Consider the following 20,291-nt stretch of genomic DNA (forward strand, 5'->3'; position numbering starts at 1 on the left):
TGTCGTGCCGGTGAGCAAAAGAGGTATGGCTCGGCCTCAAGAGTCGGCCGGATGTGCCGTAGAAACAATCTCACGAGTCATCATTTCATCGGAGTAGAGATCATGAACGTAAATGGAATCGCCGCTGCGGCGACTGAAATGAGTCAGGCCAGAACTGCCGATGCGGTTCAGATGGCGGTACTGAAAAAGTCGCTCGACGTACAGGCGCAAGGCGCACTGCAATTGGTTGAAACGGCTGCGCAGGGGGTTCCCAGCAACCCACCGCATCTGGGTAATCGAGTCGATACCTCCGCTTAATTCAAACGTCGCGTCAGCCTCGAATCACGCGTCTTCGCCAGCTGGTCGAGCGGCGGTGGCGTCCGCGATGCTCGGCTTGTTGCCCCTGTCTGGCGTCTACGGTTGCTCCTTCGGGGCAGGACTGCGCGCGGATTTTGGTCGGAAGGCCTTGATCACCGCTTCGACCGTTTCGATGTACGGACCGCCGATCAGGTCGATGCAGTAAGGGACCGCTGCGAAGATGCCATTCGCCAGCACCACACCATCGGCAGCCTTGACCCCTTCCAGGGTTTCCCGGATCGACTTCGGTTGCCCCGGCAGATTGAGGATCAATGCCTGCCCACGAATCACCCCGACCTGACGCGAGAGAATGGCGGTCGGAACGAAGTGGAGGCTGATGCGCCGCATTTCTTCACCGAAGCCCGGCATCACCTTGTCGGCGACCGCCAGCGTGGCTTCTGGCGTGACGTCGCGCGCGGCTGGGCCGGTGCCACCGGTGGTCAGCACCAGGTGGCAGCCGACAGCATCGACCAATTCGGTCAACGTCGCTTCGATCGTCGCCTGGTCGTCAGAAATCAGACGGGTTTCCATTCGCCAGGGGCTGCACAAGGCGCTGGCAAACCATTCGCGTAGCGCCGGGATGCCTTGGTCCTCATAGAGGCCTTGCGAGGCGCGGTCGCTGATCGACACCAGGCCGATCAGCAATTCTTCATCAGAGTTCGTGTTCATCGTGGCTGTCTGGTGGGGGGGCGCCCTGCTCGAGTTCCTTGAGGAACCGAAAGATGGCGCGAAAACTGCGTGGTGGCTTGCCCTGTGCCTGCTCAAGCAGGGCGGCCCGGCGCAGCGAGCGCAGTTGCTGCAGGTCGATCGACGGGGACGCACTGGCGATTCGGAAGAGGACCTTCTCATCCGTCATCAGTTCGGCGCGCAGTCGTTCGAGGCGGTGCAGTTTGCCGGTTTCTTCGGCTGATTCGCCGCGCACCGCCGCCAGAGCATTGCGGATTGGTGCCGGATCAACATCGCGCATCAGGCGGCCGATATACTGTAGCTGGCGCCGCCGCGCATCGTCGTGCCGGGACATGCGCCGGGTTTCACGGACGGCAGCGAGTAGATCATCCGGAAGTGCAATCTTGTTGAGCCGATCGGTGGCCAGTTCCACGAGTTCCTCGCCGAGCGCTTGGAGTTCTTCCATGGCCCGCTTGCGTTGTGTTTTCGATGGGGGTGCGAGCGCTTCTTCGGGGGTGCTCATCGGCTTACGACGTGTCTTTCGTTAGGGCGGGTGAAACTGGAAAGGCCTGCAATGCGGCAAGCGGCGCCTTTCGGGGAACTGCTATGATAACGTTTTTTTCCTCTGGCGACCGCTCTCATGCCCCGTTCATCCGCCCCCATGGCCGTTAGCGAATCACGCTTCAGCCATCGTCTCGAAGTTCTTCAGCAACTGGCACAGGAGGTCATGGCGTATGCCGGAAAGCAGGGTGCAAGCGCCTGCGAGGTCGACGTCTCGGTGGGCTTTGGTCAGTCCGTGACGGTGCGCTGCGGTGAGGCCGAAACCATTGAATACAACCGTGACAAGGGAATTTCGGTCTCGGTCTATCTGGGTCAGCGGAAGGGGCAAGCAAGCACCTCCGACTTTTCTTCGACGGCCTGGCGCGAGACCGTCGACGCAGCGTTGAACATTGCTCGCTTTACTGCCGCCGACCCTTGTGCCGGCCTGCCCGACCTGGAGTTGCTGGCCATCGACACCGGCAGCCTACCGGATCTCGATCTCTACCACCCTTGGCTGCTCTCGGTCGAGGCGGCCGTCGAGCTTGCCCAGCGTTGCGAGCAGGCGGCATTTGCCGTCAGCCCGAAGATCAGCAACTCGGAAGGGGCGACGGTGTCGATCCAGGAAGGGCAGTTCATTTCAGCCAACAGCCTGGGTTTCATGGGCGGCTACCCGAGCTCGCGGCATTATCTTTCGTGCTCGGTGATCGCCGGCAGGAACGAAAACATGCAGCGTGACGACTGGTATTCGACCGCTCGCAATCCTTCGGCGATCGGCTCTCCCGAATCGATTGGCGAGATCGCCGCGCGGCGGGCCGTATCGCGACTCGCCGCGCGCAAGATCAAGACCTGTCGGGTACCGGTCGTCTTCGAGGCGCCACTCGCCTCCTCGCTGATCGGCAACTTCGTGCATGCGGTCAGCGGTGGCAGCCTGTACCGGAAGACGTCCTTCCTGGTCGACAGTCTAGGCAAGCGCGTCTTTTCGAAGAAGGTACAGATCAGCGAACGGCCACATTTGCCAGGTGGCCTGGCGAGTGGCTATTTCGATAGTGACGGGGTCGCGACGCATGACCGTGAAGTGCTGGTCGACGGCAGGCTGCAGGGCTACTTCCTGAGCGCCTACAGCGCACGCAAGCTGGGGATGCAGAGCACGGGCAATGCTGGTGGCTGCCACAACCTGATCGTACGACCGGGGAAACGCGATCTGCAGGGTCTGCTCAGGAAGATGGGGCGTGGATTGCTGGTCACTGAGTTGCTCGGCCAAGGCGTCAACTATGTGACCGGCGATTATTCGCGCGGCGCAGCCGGTTACTGGATTGAAGGCGGCAAGATCGTATACCCGGTGGAAGGAATCACCATTGCCGGCAATCTGCGCGACATATTCAGGAATCTTGCGGCTGTCGGCAACGACGTCCTGGTGCGCGGCTCGAAGCAGGTGGGCTCTTTGCTCATAGAGGAAATGAAGGTGGCTGGTGACTGACGGCCATGATTTCCATGCTCTGGCTGGGTAATGTCATGGCCGTCAAGCCCGATTCTTTCCAGTCAAGTCTATTACGTGATGTGCGTCTTTTCGCTGCCGTGACCAGCCTCTCTAAGGAGGCGCTGATTTAATCGGATCACGAAACTCTAGCCTCCATACAATCAATGACTTGCACTACTCGACCAGATGGGAAAGTGAATTAATCAGCGGTTCCCTAAATCCAGCAGTGTGTTCCTCCCAAGGACTGGTTGATAAAGACGCACCATTTTGAATTTTTGGATCTTTGTAAGGATCACATTGAATGATCAGATGAATGTGATATGGCCCAAGGTAACCGTGATCATTGTCAACTGGAATGGCGAACGATTCCTTGACCGATGTATTTCAGCGCTGCTGGCTCAGACGGTAGTACCGCATGAGATTCTGCTTGTAGACAACGCGAGTTCCGACGGCTCACTGGACCTTGTGCGGAGATTCCCTGCGGTACGTTTGCTGGCACAGGACCGAAACCTCGGATTTGCGCGCGGCAACAATCTGGCAATCGAAGAGGCAACAGCCGAATCTGAATGGATCGCCTTGCTCAATCCGGATGCATTCGTCGAGCCGCGCTGGCTGGAAGCATTACTATTGGCAACGCGCGACTATCCGGCTTTTGAAATATTCGGTAGCAAACTGGTTGCTGCTGCCGATCCGGCCATATTGGATGGAGCCGGTGATGCCTATCACGTCAGCGGACTGGTCTGGCGGCGAGGGCATGGGGCGCCTGTCACATCAGTTTCGGAGCAGGAGCGGGAAGCGTTCTCACCCTGTGCAGCGGCGGCGCTGTATAGGCGAAGTGCATTGGTTGAGGCAGGTGGCTTTGATGAGGATTTTTTTTGCTACCTGGAGGATCTGGACCTCGGTTTCCGTTTACGACTGGCAGGGTATCGCTGCCTCTATGTGCCCGCATCGGTAGCCCATCATGTGGGCTCGGGTACAACCAGTGGGCAGCATAGCGATTTTGCCGTGTATCACGGTCATCGTAATCTGGTGTGGACCTACGTCAAAAACATGCCATGGGTACTGTTCTGGGCGTTCCTGCCCTTGCATCTGGCGATGAATCTGGTGGCCCTGATGGTGTTCTCATGTCGCGGCCAGGGACGAACAATGCTGCGCGCCAAACGGGATGCGCTCAGGGGTATTCCGAAAATGTGGTGGAAGCGGCGGTCTATTCAATCATCCCGCATTACAACGGTGCGTGAAATCTGGCGCCTGATGGATAAGAGCATCATTCCGATAGGACGAATCAATATATGCAATCATCGAAATAAGTGCAGGAGATAATCTACGAAAGCGGTCGACCATGCTCGGCAGCCTTACGGAACGAACCATCTCTCCAATGAAAAACGCATCGCAGCCAAAGAGAAGTGCTCCTGGACATAAGCAAGTTCGGCCGCTGATCGCATTCGCCACTCCTCGTCATCGGACAGCAAGCGAGTTATATCTTTGGCATAAGCCGAGGGATCTTCGAAAACCCCCAGAGCGCTTCCTGCCTCCACCAACCCCTGCGCCCCGATCGGCGTAGTCACCATCGGAATACCGAAGCGCATCGCTTCAACCACCTTGCCTTTCATACCGGCGCCAAACAGCAGAGGGGCAACCGCAACTCGAGCATTAAGATAATATTCAGCAAGTTGCTCGTCAGTAACGAAGCCAGTTACAGCGATATCCGCGCAAGCCAGAGCAAGCACCTCTGGTGTTGGATTGGAACCTACCAGCGTGAGCCGCACATCGGGAAAGCTTTCCCGTACCAGCGGCAAGACTTCGTGCACAAACCAGCGGGCGGCAGTAGCATTAGGCGGATGACCGAATCCTGCCACGAAAAGGATATCGTGGCGATCGGCCAGATTGACTGCCGCATTATATGAAAATGAGTCGAACGCATAAACCGGCAGCGTTACCGATTTATCTTCCAGTCCTTCAGACTTGAGGAATTTGGCAACTTCCTCGGTTTCCAGGTTGGATGGATAATAAATGGCATCCATTTGTCGCCAGTGTTGTTTTTCGATCTTTTCGATGCGCTTCATCTCATTGCGGACGGTATGATTTTCCGGCTCCAGTTTCAATTGCTCCTTCAATCGGAGATGATGTATATCGTGCCCATAGTAAATGAGTGGTAATTTTGTATATTTCCTCAAAGCCTGGACGAAATCCGCAGCGACGTCTGGACGCGAGAGCAGAACATAATCAAGATATTTACCATTCTCCTCGATCCAGGTCGCAAAACGCCCCCAGTAACGGGAACCATATTCAACCTCGATACCCAGGGCTTGCAAGCGCGGGGTATAGACAGGATCCTGCCAATGGTTGTGAGGCCAGAACTTGACATTGAAACCCATGGCGAGCAATTCCTGCATGATCGCCAGCATGGATCGGGAACCGGCATCCCTATCCGGTCGCGGTACATAATGGTCAATCACCAGAACCGCTTTTTTGGAGCGGGAACGGTCACGTGCCTGAAATAAGTGATGCGCATTTTGGAAATGGTCTCTTTCAAGTACGTTTCGCCATTTCTCCCTGAATTTTTGCTGATTTTGCACCTGATAGGACTTGACACCTTCACCAGTATCCGTGCCATGTGAAACACCCTCGTAGTGGATGACGACGGAAGCAGGTTGGTAATACACCTTTCTTCCAGCAGAACGAACCGCAAAAGCCAGGTCGGTATCCTCGAAATAGGCTGGGACATAGCGTTCGTCGAATCCGCCGAGACTCTTGTACAGTTCCCGCGGAATCATGATTGAGGCGCCGGAACAGTAGTCCGTTTCGCGCAGGTAATTGAATTCTGGTAGCGACGGATCCTGGAACCTGCCGTAATTCCAGGCAGATGCGTCGTTCCAGACGATGCCACCAGCTTCCTGCAAGCGCCCGTCCGGATATACCAGTTTGGAACCTACCAATCCACAGTCAGGGTGGGATTTAAATACGGCAAGCATCGCATCCAGCCAGCCTTCTGTGACCTCGGTATCGCTATTGAGGAGATAGAAATAGTTTCCTTGGGCGAAATCGGCAGCCCGGTTGGCGGAGCGCAAGAATCCAAGGTTCTGTGGATTCCGCAGGTAGCGCAGCCCTAGTACTTCCGATAAACGATTGATTTCCGGATCTCCCGAACAGTCCTCCATGAGAATGACTTCAACCGGGACAGCCGGAAGATTCCTCGCGATGGAGCGAAGACAGCCAAGGGTAACGGGCAGATTGCCATAAGCTGGAATGACGATCGAAACCAGCGGATGCTCTGGCAGTTCGAAGCTTAGCTCCTGAAGTACGGAATCAATCTCATCCAGCTTCACGGCACCTTGCATTGCCATGGGGAGGGGTACTCCATTCCGCTGGTGTTGCCACGTTTCGTAATGGCTCATACCTGCAAAAAGAGGACCGGCGAACTTGTACATCCCGCCAACAAGCTTGAGCTTGAATGTTTGCGATAGCGGCAGTTGGTGGTATAGCCTCTTCCCTTGGGAACGCACCCAGGTGCGCAGCCAGGTGCGCAGCCAAGTGCGCAGCGGTTTCATGGCCGTAGTCCATTGTCCACGGGCAAGACCTGCAGCGAATGGTGAGAGTCTGGCAACGCTACTGGACCCGGAACGAATCGATTGATCGAGTTTCGCCTGGGTCGCGCTGAGCTTCGCCTCTGTCTCGGCCACTTCGCGCTCCAGAAGCTCACATCTTTGATACAGGCTCTTCGCCCAATTGGCGACGCGATGATGTTCTTCGTCAAGATTACTATACAGCTCTCGGCAAGTAGCGAGTTCTGCATCGACTCGCACGGCCCATTTCGCGTAACCCTGATACTGCCGCAGGAGATCGAGTTCCCTGGGAAGCAGGAAGGATGAACGTACTTCCGGGAAAGCGGATGCCTCGTCACCACAGACTGCAATGAAATAGACCGGATACTGCAGGGGCGTAATACTGTTCCTGATCCCACCCTTATGTTCGCATAGCGCGTCAAAATGCTTGCCTCCCCCCTCAAGCGGTTGAAGAACTGAGCCCATCATGAAACGCTGACCAAAGTATCGAATGCGTGAAAATTTGCTGCGTAACAGGCTGTCGAACTCGGAAAAATCCAGCTCCTTGACGTGGAATTCGTTGTGCTGCCCACTTTCTTCCGAATAGACCGGTCTGTTGGGTGACGAGATCATCAGAATCCCTGCCGGGCGAAGCACCCTTCGCAGTTCACACAGCATCTGCTCCTGTTCGGCCAGATGCTCGATGGTCTCAAACGAGACAACGACGTCGAAACTGCTGTCGGGAAATGGCAGGGCGATAGCGCTGGCCTGCAGAAATCTAAGATTTCCCCGTTCGGCATACGTCCGTTTGGCGTGCTCCACAGCCTCGGCAGACAGGTCTACGCCAACGACACTTGCCGCCCCCAATGCCATCAGATCCGAGCCATAGCCTTCACCGCAGGCGACATCGAGAACCACCTTGTCCTTCACGTACTCGCTGGTAGCCGCATAGCGATGGTAGTGTTCCAACGAGATTTCCCCGTGTTCCGTAGGGATGAAGCGTTCACCGGTAAATTTCATTTGCCCTCCCCGTTTCCTGCCGCAGACACCGAATTGTCATGATCATTGCCTGGCAATCCGGAAACGGCGCATGCCGATACCTCCAGAACAATCTCTTCCATGGGAATGCCGATCAGACCGGTTGCTACGCTGGAACTGATGGAGTGAACCGCCAGAGCGTCGTGTATCCAGTGATGCTGCACATGCTGGGCCTGGCTGCCTTCAGCAAAAGCGACACCGACCGTGTAGTCACCAGCGGGCAGAATGGGCATACGGAAGGCAAATCGTGCCTCGAAACATTGCCCGCCGTGAAGCCTCACAGGCGTATCCAGGTAACGTAAAAAAGTATTGTCGCCAAACAGAACCTGTCCCAGCCTGTCCTTCAAATGGAAACCGGCAATTGCACCGATAATTCCCTGATGTGCCACACCAGAAATGATCAGACAGACGTCCTCTCCACCCACCACCCAATTCAGCGGCTGAGCATTCCTGTCCGTCAGGCAGACTCCGGTAATCGTGGCGCCACCGGCACCAAAGCTGTGTGCGTCTTCAACGAACGCGAAAATTTGGATATCGTTGCGCAGGCTTGAGCTATTCAGGAAATCCTGGCGCATGTCCCTTGGGATGCCCCGCCGCACTTGCTGCAATGTCGCGGCAGGCTGCACAGACCGTGACCCCGGCTGATGGTCAATGCCAATGGCTGACCTGGCCAGGTTTTCCAGGTATTTTTCGGAAACCGCTTTGGGCTCCCCATGGCTCACCACTTCGCCGTGGCTCAGCCAGAGGGCGGTGTGGCACAGGTTAATTACGGCAGCTGAATCGTGACTGACGAACAGGACGGTTCCACGCTCCATGAACTTGCGCAGGAAGCGCATGCATTTCTGGACGAAGAAGACATCCCCGACCGACAACGCCTCGTCGATGATGAGTACGTCGGCATCGACATGCGCAATGACGGCGAAGGCCAAACGAACGTACATTCCACTTGAATAGGTTTTCACGGGTTGATCGATGAACTCGCCAACCTCCGAGAATTCGACAATGTCATCAAAACGGGCGCGTATCTCCTCGTCAGTGAGACCCAGTACGGATGCGTTGAGAAAAACATTTTCCCGTCCGGTGAATTCCGGATTGAAGCCGGAACCCAGTTCAAGAAGGGCAGCTACTCGACCGGCAATCTCTACCGAACCCGAACTAGGCGTCAGGATGCCGCACAGTATCTGCAGCAGCGTCGATTTTCCTGAACCATTACGGCCGATAACTCCCATGGTCTCGCCGCGCCGGACCTCAAAGGAAACATTGTTCAGCGCCCAGAATTCCCGGTAATAGGGTTGTTCCGTCTTCCCGGTCAGGCGCCACAAACGAGGCATAATGGCCTGCTTGAGTCTGTCCTGTGGTTTATCGTAGATCTGATAGCACTTGGACAGCTTATTGACCCGAATGACGGGATCGTCAAAGGACATCAGCGAAGCCTTTCCGTGTCCGCTGGAACCACCAGAACCCTGCCCAAGACATCAGTAGGGAAACACCGGTAGCCAGCAGGAACCCCTGGAAATCTGGAACGGTACCGAAAAACATGATCCTGCGACTTTCCTCGATCACGAAAGTCAGAGGGTTGAGCAACAGAATTTGCTGATACTTCGCAGGCAGACTGGAGATCGGGTAGAACACCGGCGAGATGAACAGCAGGACGGTGGTCAATAATGAGGTGATCTGCCCAATATCACGAATGAAGACGCCAAGCGCTGCAAGTACCCAGGCGATTCCCAAGGTGCCGATCAGCAGAGGAAGCAGTGCCATCGGTAGAAAGAGCAGCGTCCAGGGTACAGAACCATGGACGAGCAACTTTGCAACGAGCAACACTACAATACTGACAGCCGCATGGAAAAGGGCTGAGCCCAGGGCCACCAAAGGTAGTATTTGCAGCGGGAAGACCACCTTTTTGACATAACTTACATTGCCGACAATCAGAGACGGAGCCCGATTGACACATTCTGAGAACACGCCATGGATGATCATCCCGATGAACAGCAGGATGGCGAAATCTGCGCGGCTTTCCTCAGCGCCAGTTCCCCATCGGGCTTTGAAAACAATGGAAAAGACGAAAGTGTAGACGAGGAGCAGCAATACTGGATTGAAGAAAGACCACGCCAAGCCCATGATCGAGCCACGATACCGGCCAATGACTTCTCGACGAGTCATCTGGATGATGAGTTGTCGGTTATGCCACAGGCTCAGTACCATCGCCGATGGCGTGGCGGGATGTCTTTGATGAGGATTCATAATCTATATAATGGCTGTCAATGGTTGTCGGCGCTCAAGGGTGGTATTCCTGGTTGAGAGACTGGTTCACCGGCGAGAACCGGCAACGCGTGATGCGCATCGTAATTCGATGAACTATCCCGGCGATTGCTTGGTCGTGCAACGAGTGGAGAGACGGCGAAGTGCCCTATCACGCAAAGAGTTCAGCTTTATGTAGTGCCACTCCTTGCGCGTCTTTCGTGGAAAGCACCGGTTCACCCTGGAGGTGCCAGTTGATCGCCAGATTGGTGTCATTCCAGACGATGCAGCGCTCGTGCTCCGGCGCCCAGTAGTCAGTGGTCTTATAAAGGAATTCGGCTGTATCGCTGAGCACGACGAAGCCGTGGGCAAAGCCCTCGGGGATCCACATCTGTCTCTTGTTTTCTGCACTCAGGATTTGGCCCACCCATTGACCAAAGGTGTGTGAGGACTTGCGGATATCCACCGCCACGTCAAAAACCTCGCCAAGCACAACGCGTACCAGTTTGGCTTGAGGCTGCTTGATTTGATAATGCAGACCACGCAGTACGTTCTTTGCCGAGCGGGAGTGATTGTCTTGCACGAAATCGACTTTCCTGCCAAGCGCGGTTTCGATTTGTGCCTGGTTGAAGCTCTCGAAGAAAAAGCCCCGGTCGTCTCCGAATACCTTGGGTTCGAGTAACATGACATGGGGGATAGCCAAAGCGGTTGCTTTCATTGCGTCTGGGCTGCCTTTCGTGATGGGTATGTGGCAAGTTCACAGTGGTCGACGGTGCCGCGACAAGGGGCGTTGGTAGCGGCGACCGGAACAATCCGCTTCAACCGGCCAGATTTTTTTCGTTCAGTAGGCGCAGCAGGTATTGCCCGTAGCCGTTCCTGGCCATTGGCTGCGCCAGGTTGACCAGTTGCTCGGCATCAATCCATCGCTGTCGATAAGCGATTTCTTCCGGGCAGGCCACCTTGAGTCCCTGGCGGTTTTCCAGCGTGGCAATAAACTGGCTGGCATCGAGCAGCGATTCGTGGGTACCGGTGTCCAGCCAGGCATAGCCCCGTCCCATGATTTCGACCTTGAGTTTCCCCTGTTCCAGATACAGGCGGTTGAGATCGGTGATCTCGAGTTCGCCACGCGGCGAGGGTTGCAGGTTCCTGGCTAGCTCGACTACTTGTCGATCATAAAAATACAAACCGGTGACGGCGTAATTGGATTTTGCTTGCCTTGGTTTTTCTTCCAGCGATAGCACCTTGCCGCAGGAATCAAACTCGGCCACTCCGTAACGCTCGGGGTCTTTCACATGGTAGGCAAAGACGCTTGCTCCCTCGTCACGAGCCATGGCATTCGCCAGGAGGTGGTGGAAGTCATGGCCGTAGAAGATGTTGTCGCCCAGCACCAGGGCCGACAGGTCATCGCCAATGAACGACTCCCCGATGATGAACGCTTGCGCCAGACCGTCGGGACTGAACTGAACAGCATAGTGAAGACGGATACCCCAACGCGAACCGTCACCGAGCAGTTGCTCGAAGCGTGGCGTGTCCTGTGGCGTCGAGATGATCAGGATGTCACGTATTCCCGCCAGCATGAGGGTGCTGAGCGGATAATAGATCATCGGCTTGTCGAATACCGGGAGCAACTGCTTGCTGATTGCCAGGGTGGCTGGGTGAAGCCGGGAGCCAGAACCACCAGCAAGAATGATGCCTTTACGTTTCATGCAGATATTTCCAGTCAAGACGGATCATCAGTGGAATGGCCTGCGAGTCTACCACTTGGGAGCGTCCAGACACAGTACGCGGAGCGGAGAAGTTGCCAAAATTGGCGGTCGGACCCCCCGAAAAAAACTGGCAATTTCACCACAGCGAGGGGATCAAGATAGAATTCACCCTCTCCGGCCAGACGGGCTCACTCGGCAATCACCTGGAAATCTGCCATAAATGAATAACGACACTGGGAAAGCAATCCACAGGGGGCTTCTTGACGCCAACGGCATCCCCTCCTGATTGTGATGTAGTCATTGTCAATTACAACGCAGGCAAACTGTTGACCAACTGCGTTTCCTCAGTGCTCCGCGCGAATGCTGCGCGGGTGATCGTCGTGGATAACGGTTCAACAGATGACAGCCTGGAATGTCTCGAACGTGTCATCCCGAGCAAGAAACTTTCGCTACTCCGCAACCACCAGAATCTGGGATTTGCTGTTGCCTGCAATATTGGTGCAAGAGTGTCATCGGCCAGCCACTTGCTGTTCCTGAATCCCGACGGTGTTCTGACCGAGCATGGATTGGCACGCATGATCGAGGTGCTGGATTCTTCACCGACGATTGGAATGGTCGGGGGGTTCCTGTGCAATCCCGATGGGTCTGAACAGGCTGGAGGCCGACGCTCCTTCCCAACCCCCCAGCGAGCCTTCCTGCGGGCTTTTGGCCTGTCTCGCCTGGCCCGCTTCTTCCCTGAGGCATTTTCGGATTTTCTGCAGCACGCCGAGCCATTGCCTAGTCAGCCGGCGGCTGTCGAGGCGATTTCCGGTGCCTGCATGTTGGTCAAACGTGCGGCGATAAATGACGTGGGGCTCTGGGACGAAGGGTACTTTCTCCATTGCGAGGATCTCGACTGGTGCATGCGCTTTGCACAACGGGGTTGGAAAGTGATGTTCGTTCCCGATGCAAAGGTCGTTCATGTCCGGGGGGCGTGTGGCCGCAATCGTCCTCTGTTCGTGGAATGGCACAAGCATCATGGGATGTTGCGGTTTTATCGCAAGTTCTATCATCATCAGTACCCCGGCCTCCTCTGGGGGCTGGTCGTGGCGGGGGTATGGATGCGGTTCATCATGGTTGCCAGCTACCATGGCATCCGCTACGCTCTGGTCAGAATGGGAATGGGCCGTGCCTGAGTCTCAGATGGGCGTCCTCGGTGCCTCCAGCTTGGTGGGTGAATGTCTGTTGCCCCTTCTGACGCAGGCCGGGTGGCGCGTCGTCGCCTTCTCGCGACGGCAGACTGGACAAGTGGCTGATGGGGTGGAGTGGAAATGCCTGTCAAACGCGAATTCTTTCTCATCCCCAAGCCCCCAGCCTCTGCCAACGGCAGGGAGTTTACCCTTGTGGATCTGCGTGGCACCGATCTGGGTATTGCCCGAACATTTCGCCTTGCTGTCGGCGCATGGAGTACGGCGCGTGGTCGCACTGTCTTCGACCAGTCGCTTCACGAAAGATGACTCCTCCGATCTGCAGGAACGTTCCGTGGCCCATCGCCTGGCCGAGGCCGAGGCACGCCTGCAGGCCTGGGCTGAAGATCACGGAGTGGAATGGGTGATCCTGCGGCCAACCCTGATCTACGGTCACGGACAGGACAAGAACATTGCGGAACTGGCCCGCTTCATCCAACGCTTTGGTTTCTTTCCACTGCTGGGCGAGGCAATAGGGGCTCGCCAGCCCGTTCATGCCGAAGACGTCGCATTGGCGTGCCTGAAGGGATTGCACTGTGCTGCCGCGGCAAACCGGGCATACAACATTTCCGGCGGTGAGACTCTGCCTTACCGGGAGATGGTGAGGCGCGTATTTGCCGCACTTCATCTTCGACCGCGGCTGTTTGCAATCCCACTGGTGGCATTCAAGTCGGTGGTGTCACTCTTGCGATTGTTGCCCAGATACCGGCACTGGTCAGGCAGCATGGCTGAACGCATGAATCGGGACCTGGTTTTCGATCATACCGATGCAGCGCGTGATCTCGGATTCTCTCCGCGCCCTTTTCTGCTCGGGCAGAATGACCTGCCGAGATGAAGCCGCAGGCTGCGCGTGTCACCCTCCCGGCCTTCGCAGCCAGTCAGGATGAATGATGCATAGACTCGTTCCCGAGCATATTTCGAGCGCACTGATCCTCTTGCCACGCCGGGGCAAGCAGGGGTTGATGCTGCTTGCCGATGCGCTGCTGCTGATATTCGCTGTCTGGGCGTCGTATGCCTTACGTTTGGGCGAATGGTTCGTCCCCAACCGTTCGCAACTGGTTTTGATGGCCGTTGCACCCCTGTTGGCGATGCCTGTCTTCCTCAAGATGGGATTATATCGCTCGGTCATTCGCTACCTGGGCGAACAAGCACTGTGGTCGGTGTTCAAGGGGATGTCGCTGGCAGCCCTGTCGTGGGCGGTGCTGGCCTTCATGACCCAGATGACCGGACTCGAAGGCGTTCCCCGGGCCGTGCCGCTGCTATACTGGCTGATTGGCATGGTGCTGGTCGGTGGTTCCCGGTTTTCCGCACGCTGGTTGCTCTGGTTTCCACTGCGCAATCGTTTTTCTGGCCGACAGGTACTGATCTACGGTGCCGGCGAAGCCGGTCGGCAACTGGCCGCTTCACTTCGACGTGGGCGTGATCTCTTCCCCGCCGGGTTCCTGGATGACGATACCGCCCTGCAAGGCAAGGACATGGGCGGTCTGCGGGTGTATCCTCCCGAGCACCTGTCGGCATTGGTTGAGCGTTTCGATATTCACGATGTGATCGTCACCCTGCCTTCTGCCTCCAGTGCCCGGCGGCGTGAAGTCGTGTCGTTTCTCGAAGAGCACCCGGTACGGGTACGCATTCTTCCTGCACTGACCGACATTGCCACCGGCCGGCACCTGGTGAACATGGTTCGCGAAGTGGATATTGGCGACCTGCTGGGTCGCGACCCAGTCGGCGCCGATCCAAACCTGCTCGGACGTTGCATCACCGGCAAGAGCGTGCTGGTGAGCGGTGCAGGAGGCTCGATCGGCTCGGAGCTGTGTCTGCAGATTGCCGCGCTCGCCCCGGCCCGGATGGTTCTGCTGGAAACGAGCGAACATGCCCTGTACCAGATCGACCGCCTGCTACGTTCCATCGCGGATTGCAGGATCATCGCCAGTCTGGGATCGGTCGGCGATGCCGCTCTGGTGTCAGGGCTGCTGGCCGAACATCGGGTGCAAACCATTTACCATGCCGCCGCTTACAAGCATGTACCGCTGGTCGAGGCCAATCCCCTCGAAGGCGCCCGCAACAACGTGCTCGGCACCTTGACCCTGGCACAGGCGGCATTTGCTGCCAGCGTACAAACTTTTGTCCTGATTTCGACCGACAAGGCGGTGCGCCCAACCAACATCATGGGGGCCAGCAAACGCTGGGCAGAACTGGTCGTCCAGGGCATCGCCCGGCAGGCCAGCGCGCAAGGCAGCGGTCAGCAATTCTGTGCGGTGCGCTTCGGCAACGTCCTCGGTTCCAGCGGCTCGGTGATTCCACTGTTCAAGGACCAGATTGCCCAAGGCGGTCCGGTGACCGTCACGCACGCCGAAGTGACGCGCTATTTCATGTCTATTCATGAAGCCGTGGAACTGGTCATCCAGGCAGGCAGCCTGGCGCTCGGCGGTGAGGTCTTCCTGCTCGACATGGGCGAACCGGTGAAAATCTTCGACCTGGCCCACAACATGATCCGGCTGGCTGGCCACTCGGTGCGTGATGATGACAACCCCGAAGGCGACATCGAGATTGCCATCACTGGTCTGCGTCCCGGCGAAAAACTCTACGAGGAGCTGCTCATCGCCAGCAGTAACGCCGAGGGCACCTTGCACCCCAAAATCATGAAAGGCGACGAGCCTTGTCTCGACGCGGAGGAGTTGAGCGGGTTGATTGGGCAGCTCGGCGTGGCGCTGGAGGCACGCGATGAGAGAGCCGTGCGCCAGGTATTGATGCGGGTGGCCAGCGATCGCTCCGGCCCCCGTCGCACGGTCACGGATTTCTAAGCGTTGCAGAGCACCGGGAACATTTCAGGATGAACAACTCAAACTCGATCTCCGGCACTGGTCGCGTTCACTCTTGCCTGCGTCAAGGCTAGACTTGCGGCGACCGAAACAAGAATGACACCGGCAACGATGCCCAGGGACCACTGGATCGGCAGATGGAACCAGGGCGCCGCGAGCATCTTGCCGCCGACGAAAACGAGCACGATGGCAAGGCCGTACTTGAGCAGGTGAAAACGATCGGCCATGTCGGCGAGCAGAAAGTAGAGCGCGCGCAGGCCCATGATGGCAAAGATGTTTGAGGTGAAGACGATGAACGGATCGGTGGTGACGGCAAAGATGGCTGGGATGCTGTCTACCGCGAAGACCACGTCGCTGGCCTCGATCAGCACTAGCACAAGGAACATCGGCGTCGCCCAGAGGATGCCGTTCTGGCGCACAAAGAATCGTTCGCCGTGGAAACTGCTGGCGATGCGCAGGTGTCCGCGCAGCCAGCGGAGCAGCGGATTCTTTTCGAGATCGGACTGATGATCAGCAAAGATCAGCATCTTGATGCCGGTGACGACCAGAAAGGCACCGAAGACATAGAGCAGCCAGGAGAATTGCGAAACCAGCCAGACGCCGGCGAGGATCATCGTCGCGCGCATGACGATCGCGCCGAGTACGCCATACAGCAACACCCGACGCTGCAACTCGGGAGGGACCGCGAAGTAACTGAAGATCATCACGAAGACGAACATGTTGTCGACCGACAGCGATTGCTCGATCAAATAGCCGGCAAGGAACTCCAGTGTCTTGCGGTTGGCAATCTCGCGGCCGAGCGCGCCATCCAGATACCACCACATGAGGCCAGAGAAGACCATGGCCAGGGTCGCCCAGACCAGCACCCAGGCCAGCGCCTCCCTGACCGGTACGCGATGCGCCTGGCGTCCGCCGAGAACGAACAGGTCGAGCGCCAGCATGGCCAGGACGAAGACAATGAAGCCGACCCACATCGGGCCGGTGGCAAAGGTTTCGACCGCGCTCACGCGCTGACTCCGGGAGCGGGTTGCTGGCTCGGGCGGGCTTCCTCAAAGGCGTTGCAAGCAGGATCATAGTGCAGCAGAGCGTGGATGCCGCCGCACCGGGCATGGTCAAGAATGAAGCTGTGCTCAACCTTCAGCGACAGAACGGCGAACTCCAGCAGCCCCCCTTCCTCAGTGAAACACTTCTCCTGGAAACGTTCGAAACCGGCGATGAACCTGGCGATATCCTTCACTTCATTTCCCTTTAATTGCTTGCTGATGGTTGGAATGGTCTGCCTGGTGGTCAGGATCGGCTTTCCAGCACCGCGATGCGCTCCTCGATCGGCGGGTGGCTGGAGAACAGGGCCATCCAGCCAGGGCGACCGTTGATGCCAGCAGTAGCGACGTTCTGTGGCAGTTCGCCGGCTTCCATGCCGCCGAGTCGGCGCAACGCCGCCGCCATCGGCCGGGGCGACCCCATCAGTTGCGCGGCACCGGCATCGGCGCGGAATTCGCGCTGCCGAGAGAAATACATGACGATGATGCTGGCCAGGATGCCGAAGAGGATGTCGCAGACGACGACAGTGATCGTGTAGCCGATGCCCGGTCCCGACGGCTCGTCGCCGCCCTTGCGCAAGGCCGAGTCGACCAGCCAGCCTATGACGCGGGCAATGAAGATGACGAAGGTGTTCACCACCCCCTGGATCAGCGTCAGCGTAACCATGTCGCCATTGGCAATATGCGCGACTTCGTGAGCAATCACTGCCTCTGCCTCGCTGCGCGTCATGCTTTGCAGGAGACCGGTAGATACCGCGACCAGTGAGCTGTTGCGGCTGGCACCGGTGGCGAAAGCATTTGGCTCACCCTCGTAGATTGCCACCTCGGGCATTGGCAAGCCGGCCTTTTCGGCAAAACGTCTAACGGTATCGATCAGCCACAGTTCGGTGGAATTGGCCGGTGTGTCGATAACGCGTGCACCGGTACTCCACTTGGCGATGGTTTTCGACAGCCACAATGAGATGAACGAGCCGCCGAAACCCATCAGCAGTGCGAAGAACAGCAGCTTGCCAAGATCGAGGCCGCTGCCCGAAAAGAACTTGTGCGCACCAGTGAGTGTGCTGACGATACCCAAGACGAGCATGATCGCCAGGTTGGTGCCGATAAGCAGCATGATCCGTTTCATGATTCGATTCCCTTGAGAACAGTTGGCCGTGTCACTTGCCACGGGTGATGAACGAGGAGGAAGCAGCCCTCGTGCTTTCGGCTTCCCCGACGATGTCTGCATTCTTCGTGCTGCCATCACGCGGACTGCCATGGCGATGTTCGCGCTGGCGTGCCACCTGGCGCGCCAGCGTCCTTCCTGCGCGGTCGGTAGCGCGGTCGATGGCAACATAGAGGTCGGGCTGGATATCCTCGATCAGCACATCTGCGGAACCGAGAACCGCCACCTGAATGCTGCAGCATTTGTCTTCTCCACCGCGCGGACCATTGAGATCGGAAAGACGGATCGATACCTTGCGTACGTGCTGATGGGCCCAGTTGAGTGCGAAGTGAATGCGACGCTCGACATGCTCGCGCAAACCTGCGCTGAGATCAAAGCCGCGGGCCTGGATATATATCTGCATAAGAGGGCTCCTGGAGAGTTGAGTGTTGACGGCGAAGGGAAATGTAGCGCAGGAAAAAGAATCCAACAAATCGAATATAATTTAACAATACATCGATTTTTTGGATGCTTCTGGAAGCATGGCCATGCTCAATTACAAGCACCTGCGCTATTTCTGGGCAGTCGCCAAATCAGGTTCAATCGCCCGCGCCGGCGAACAGTTGCATCTCACGCCGCAATCGATCAGCGGCCAGTTGCGCGAGCTGGAGGAAAGTCTCGGCGTCGCGCTTTTCCGCCGCGCCGGACGTGCTCTGGAACTGACCGACGCCGGCCGGCGCATTATCGGCTACGCCGAAGAAATCTTCGCTCTCGGCGACGAACTGCTCGACGCGGCGCGCGACCAGAGTACAAGGAAGAGCCTGCCTTTTGCCGTTGGCATTGCTGATTCGGTGGTTAAAGCGGTTGCGCACCGGCTGGTCGAACCGGCGCTGCAACTGCCGGAACCGGTGCGGCTGATCTGCCGGGAAGGCCGCCTGAGCTCGCTGCTCGCGGAACTTGCCATTCATCATCTTGACATGGTGATTGCCGATCGGCCGATGCCGGCCAATCTCAATGTCCGCGGCTACAGCCATCTGCTCGGCGAGAGCACACTGACGGTTTTCGGCGCAGCGGCACGAATCAAGACCTTGCACGGTGACTTCCCGGCGCTGCTCGACGGTGCGCCCTTTCTGATGCCGGGTGAGGATGTCGCGATCCGTCCGCGGCTCGAACAATGGCTGGAAGCACAGCGACTGCACCCGCGCATCGTCGGTGAATTCGACGACAGCGCGTTGCTCAAGGCTTTCGGCCAAGCCGGCGCCGGGCTCTTCGTCGCCCCGACCGCCATCACCGCCTACGTTTGCGAACAGTATCACGTCGACATCGTCGGGCGCATCGATGCCATCAGCGAACAGATCTTCGCAATCACCAACCAACGCCGGCTGACCCACCCGGCGATCATCGCCATCAGCGAAGCGGCGCACAATGAGGTTTTTAATGTGGAAGTCGCGTCGGCGACTCCCTGATCATCAGTTTTATTCGAAGTGTCGTTACGGATAATTCTTCTTTTTTATTAATCTTCGGGCGTCTATGCTCACCCCCTGTTTCACTACTCACAGGAGACAACCATGAAAACCTTCTCTATGCTCACCGCCGTTCTGGCATTGGGCTGCACCCTTGTGCTCGGCGATGCGGAAGCCGCCAGCAAACGCTTCGGTGGCGGTCAGTCCACTGGCATGCAACGTCAGTCGACCATGCCCGACAAAGCCGCCGTCGCTCCGACGCAGGCAACGGGCGCGGTGCAAGCAGCCCAACCCAAGCGTTCATGGATGGGGCCACTGGCCGGACTCGCCGCCGGCCTGGGCTTGGCCGCGCTGGCTTCGCACTTCGGCTTCGGCGAGGAACTCGCTTCGATGCTGATGATTGGCCTATTGGTCATGGCCGTGCTGGTGGTGATCGGCCTGGTCATGCGTCGCCGCGCTGCGGCCCGCGAACCCGCTGGCGGTGGCCTACAGTACGCGGCGGCCGGTGCAAGCGGCGTGCCGGCCGGTGGCCATGCGCTTTCCCTGCCGGACGCCGGTGGCAGTAGTGCACCCGCCGCCGTCGCCGGCCACATCCCGGCCGACTTCGACCTTGCCGGTTTCGTGCGCAACGCCAAGGTCAGCTTCATCCGCCTGCAAGCCGCCAACGACGCTGGCAATCTCGACGACATCCGCGCATTTACTACATCGGAGATGTTTGCCGAAATCAGCCTGCACATTCGAGAGCGTGGCCACGCCAAGCAGGAAACCGATGTCGTCAGTGTCGAGGCAGTTGTGCTCGATGTCGCAGAAGAGCCAGACCGCTATATCGTCAGCACTCGCTTCAACGGTCTGATCCGCGAAGACCCGAACGCTGCCGCAGAACCTTTCGACGAGATCTGGCACCTGGTCAAGCCACGCGACGGCCATTCCGGTTGGGTGGTCGCTGGCATTCAGCAGACGCAGACGCACTAAGCCGCTGCAACCAACGACAGTCCGGAGCCATCCTGATGCAGGACGGGCTCCGGCCTTGCGTGCGCTCATCATTGCATC

The 20,291-nt window shown here is 57.6% G+C and carries 20 protein-coding genes; 9 read left to right on the forward strand and 11 right to left on the reverse strand.

Going from position 1 to position 20,291, the window contains the following annotated elements; all coding sequences use genetic code 11:
* Positions 1 to 102 precede the first annotated feature (102 nt).
* Positions 103 to 297, forward strand: a complete 195-nt coding sequence (locus AW06_RS06195) for a YjfB family protein (RefSeq protein ID WP_034947279.1) — start codon at positions 103 to 105, stop codon at positions 295 to 297.
* Positions 298 to 393: 96 nt separating this feature from the next.
* On the opposite strand, the gene mog is transcribed toward AW06_RS06195, so the two are convergent.
* Positions 394 to 1,005, reverse strand: a complete 612-nt coding sequence (gene mog, locus AW06_RS06200) for a molybdopterin adenylyltransferase (RefSeq protein ID WP_034947283.1) — start codon at positions 1,003 to 1,005, stop codon at positions 394 to 396.
* On the reverse strand, positions 989 to 1,525 hold the full coding sequence (yjgA, locus tag AW06_RS06205; protein ID WP_034947286.1) for a ribosome biogenesis factor YjgA: 537 nt from the start codon (positions 1,523 to 1,525) through the stop codon (positions 989 to 991). The genes mog and yjgA overlap by 17 nt, the downstream gene beginning before the upstream one ends.
* A gap of 138 nt (positions 1,526 to 1,663) precedes the next feature.
* Between yjgA and pmbA the strand changes: the two genes are divergently transcribed.
* The 3 genes from pmbA (at position 1,664) to AW06_RS06215 (ending at position 4,342) form a co-directional block, all read left to right on the forward strand.
* On the forward strand, positions 1,664 to 3,019 hold the full coding sequence (gene pmbA / locus AW06_RS06210; protein ID WP_034947290.1) for a metalloprotease PmbA: 1,356 nt from the start codon (positions 1,664 to 1,666) through the stop codon (positions 3,017 to 3,019).
* 5 nt (positions 3,020 to 3,024) lie between these two features.
* Positions 3,025 to 3,150, forward strand: a complete 126-nt coding sequence (locus AW06_RS20030) for a hypothetical protein (RefSeq protein ID WP_273704441.1) — start codon at positions 3,025 to 3,027, stop codon at positions 3,148 to 3,150.
* Positions 3,151 to 3,316: 166 nt separating this feature from the next.
* Positions 3,317 to 4,342 (forward strand): glycosyltransferase family 2 protein, encoded by a 1,026-nt coding sequence (locus tag AW06_RS06215; protein ID WP_324547287.1) that lies wholly within the window; start codon positions 3,317 to 3,319, stop codon positions 4,340 to 4,342.
* A 32-nt stretch (positions 4,343 to 4,374) separates the two neighbouring features.
* On the opposite strand, the gene AW06_RS06220 is transcribed toward AW06_RS06215, so the two are convergent.
* The 5 genes from AW06_RS06220 to rfbA form a co-directional block, all read right to left on the reverse strand.
* Positions 4,375 to 7,584 (reverse strand): methyltransferase domain-containing protein, encoded by a 3,210-nt coding sequence (locus tag AW06_RS06220; protein ID WP_034947293.1) that lies wholly within the window; start codon positions 7,582 to 7,584, stop codon positions 4,375 to 4,377.
* Positions 7,581 to 9,026, reverse strand: a complete 1,446-nt coding sequence (locus AW06_RS06225; RefSeq protein ID WP_138677253.1) for an ABC transporter ATP-binding protein — start codon at positions 9,024 to 9,026, stop codon at positions 7,581 to 7,583. Before AW06_RS06225 ends, AW06_RS06220 begins: the two co-directional genes overlap by 4 nt.
* Positions 9,016 to 9,807 (reverse strand): ABC transporter permease, encoded by a 792-nt coding sequence (locus AW06_RS06230; RefSeq protein ID WP_246148253.1) that lies wholly within the window; start codon positions 9,805 to 9,807, stop codon positions 9,016 to 9,018. The genes AW06_RS06225 and AW06_RS06230 overlap by 11 nt, the downstream gene beginning before the upstream one ends.
* Positions 9,808 to 10,015: 208 nt before the next feature.
* Positions 10,016 to 10,561 carry a dTDP-4-dehydrorhamnose 3,5-epimerase gene (gene rfbC, locus AW06_RS06235; protein WP_034947299.1) on the reverse strand — a complete coding sequence of 182 codons (546 nt, stop codon included), beginning with the start codon at positions 10,559 to 10,561 and terminating at the stop codon, positions 10,016 to 10,018.
* Between the two features lie 100 nt (positions 10,562 to 10,661).
* Positions 10,662 to 11,549 (reverse strand): glucose-1-phosphate thymidylyltransferase RfbA, encoded by an 888-nt coding sequence (gene rfbA / locus AW06_RS06240; RefSeq protein ID WP_034947302.1) that lies wholly within the window; start codon positions 11,547 to 11,549, stop codon positions 10,662 to 10,664.
* Positions 11,550 to 11,809: 260 nt separating this feature from the next.
* On the opposite strand from rfbA, the gene AW06_RS06245 reads away from it, so the two are divergent.
* The 3 genes from AW06_RS06245 (at position 11,810) to AW06_RS06255 (ending at position 15,576) form a co-directional block, all read left to right on the forward strand.
* Positions 11,810 to 12,724 (forward strand): glycosyltransferase family 2 protein, encoded by a 915-nt coding sequence (locus AW06_RS06245; protein WP_034947305.1) that lies wholly within the window; start codon positions 11,810 to 11,812, stop codon positions 12,722 to 12,724.
* 205 nt (positions 12,725 to 12,929) lie between these two features.
* Complete coding sequence (locus AW06_RS06250; protein WP_324546226.1) at positions 12,930 to 13,610, forward strand: NAD-dependent epimerase/dehydratase family protein; 681 nt, start codon at positions 12,930 to 12,932, stop codon at positions 13,608 to 13,610.
* A gap of 52 nt (positions 13,611 to 13,662) precedes the next feature.
* A complete protein-coding gene (locus AW06_RS06255) occupies positions 13,663 to 15,576 on the forward strand; it encodes a nucleoside-diphosphate sugar epimerase/dehydratase (protein WP_246148246.1) in 1,914 nt (637 codons plus the stop codon).
* A gap of 38 nt (positions 15,577 to 15,614) precedes the next feature.
* On the opposite strand, the gene AW06_RS06260 is transcribed toward AW06_RS06255, so the two are convergent.
* From AW06_RS06260 to AW06_RS06275, 4 genes are read right to left on the reverse strand one after another with little or no spacing between them, the layout of a single operon-like run.
* Positions 15,615 to 16,568 (reverse strand): TerC family protein, encoded by a 954-nt coding sequence (locus AW06_RS06260; protein WP_034947446.1) that lies wholly within the window; start codon positions 16,566 to 16,568, stop codon positions 15,615 to 15,617.
* Between the two features lie 29 nt (positions 16,569 to 16,597).
* The gene (locus AW06_RS06265; RefSeq protein WP_034947311.1) at positions 16,598 to 16,831 is read right to left on the reverse strand and encodes a carbonic anhydrase; all 234 of its coding nucleotides are present in this window, start codon (positions 16,829 to 16,831) and stop codon (positions 16,598 to 16,600) included.
* Positions 16,832 to 16,881: 50 nt separating this feature from the next.
* The gene (gene htpX, locus AW06_RS06270) at positions 16,882 to 17,760 is read right to left on the reverse strand and encodes a protease HtpX (protein ID WP_034947314.1); all 879 of its coding nucleotides are present in this window, start codon (positions 17,758 to 17,760) and stop codon (positions 16,882 to 16,884) included.
* Between the two features lie 31 nt (positions 17,761 to 17,791).
* Complete coding sequence (locus AW06_RS06275; RefSeq protein WP_138677252.1) at positions 17,792 to 18,202, reverse strand: HPF/RaiA family ribosome-associated protein; 411 nt, start codon at positions 18,200 to 18,202, stop codon at positions 17,792 to 17,794.
* Positions 18,203 to 18,320: 118 nt separating this feature from the next.
* Between AW06_RS06275 and nhaR the strand changes: the two genes are divergently transcribed.
* Positions 18,321 to 19,244, forward strand: coding sequence for a transcriptional activator NhaR (nhaR, locus tag AW06_RS06280; protein ID WP_034947317.1), 924 nt, complete (start codon positions 18,321 to 18,323; stop codon positions 19,242 to 19,244).
* Positions 19,245 to 19,346: 102 nt separating this feature from the next.
* Complete coding sequence (locus AW06_RS06285) at positions 19,347 to 20,213, forward strand: TIM44-like domain-containing protein (protein WP_034947320.1); 867 nt, start codon at positions 19,347 to 19,349, stop codon at positions 20,211 to 20,213.
* The last annotated feature ends 78 nt before the right edge of the window (positions 20,214 to 20,291 follow it).

Source organism: Candidatus Accumulibacter cognatus (assembly GCF_000584975.1).
GTDB lineage: Bacteria > Pseudomonadota > Gammaproteobacteria > Burkholderiales > Rhodocyclaceae > Accumulibacter > Accumulibacter cognatus.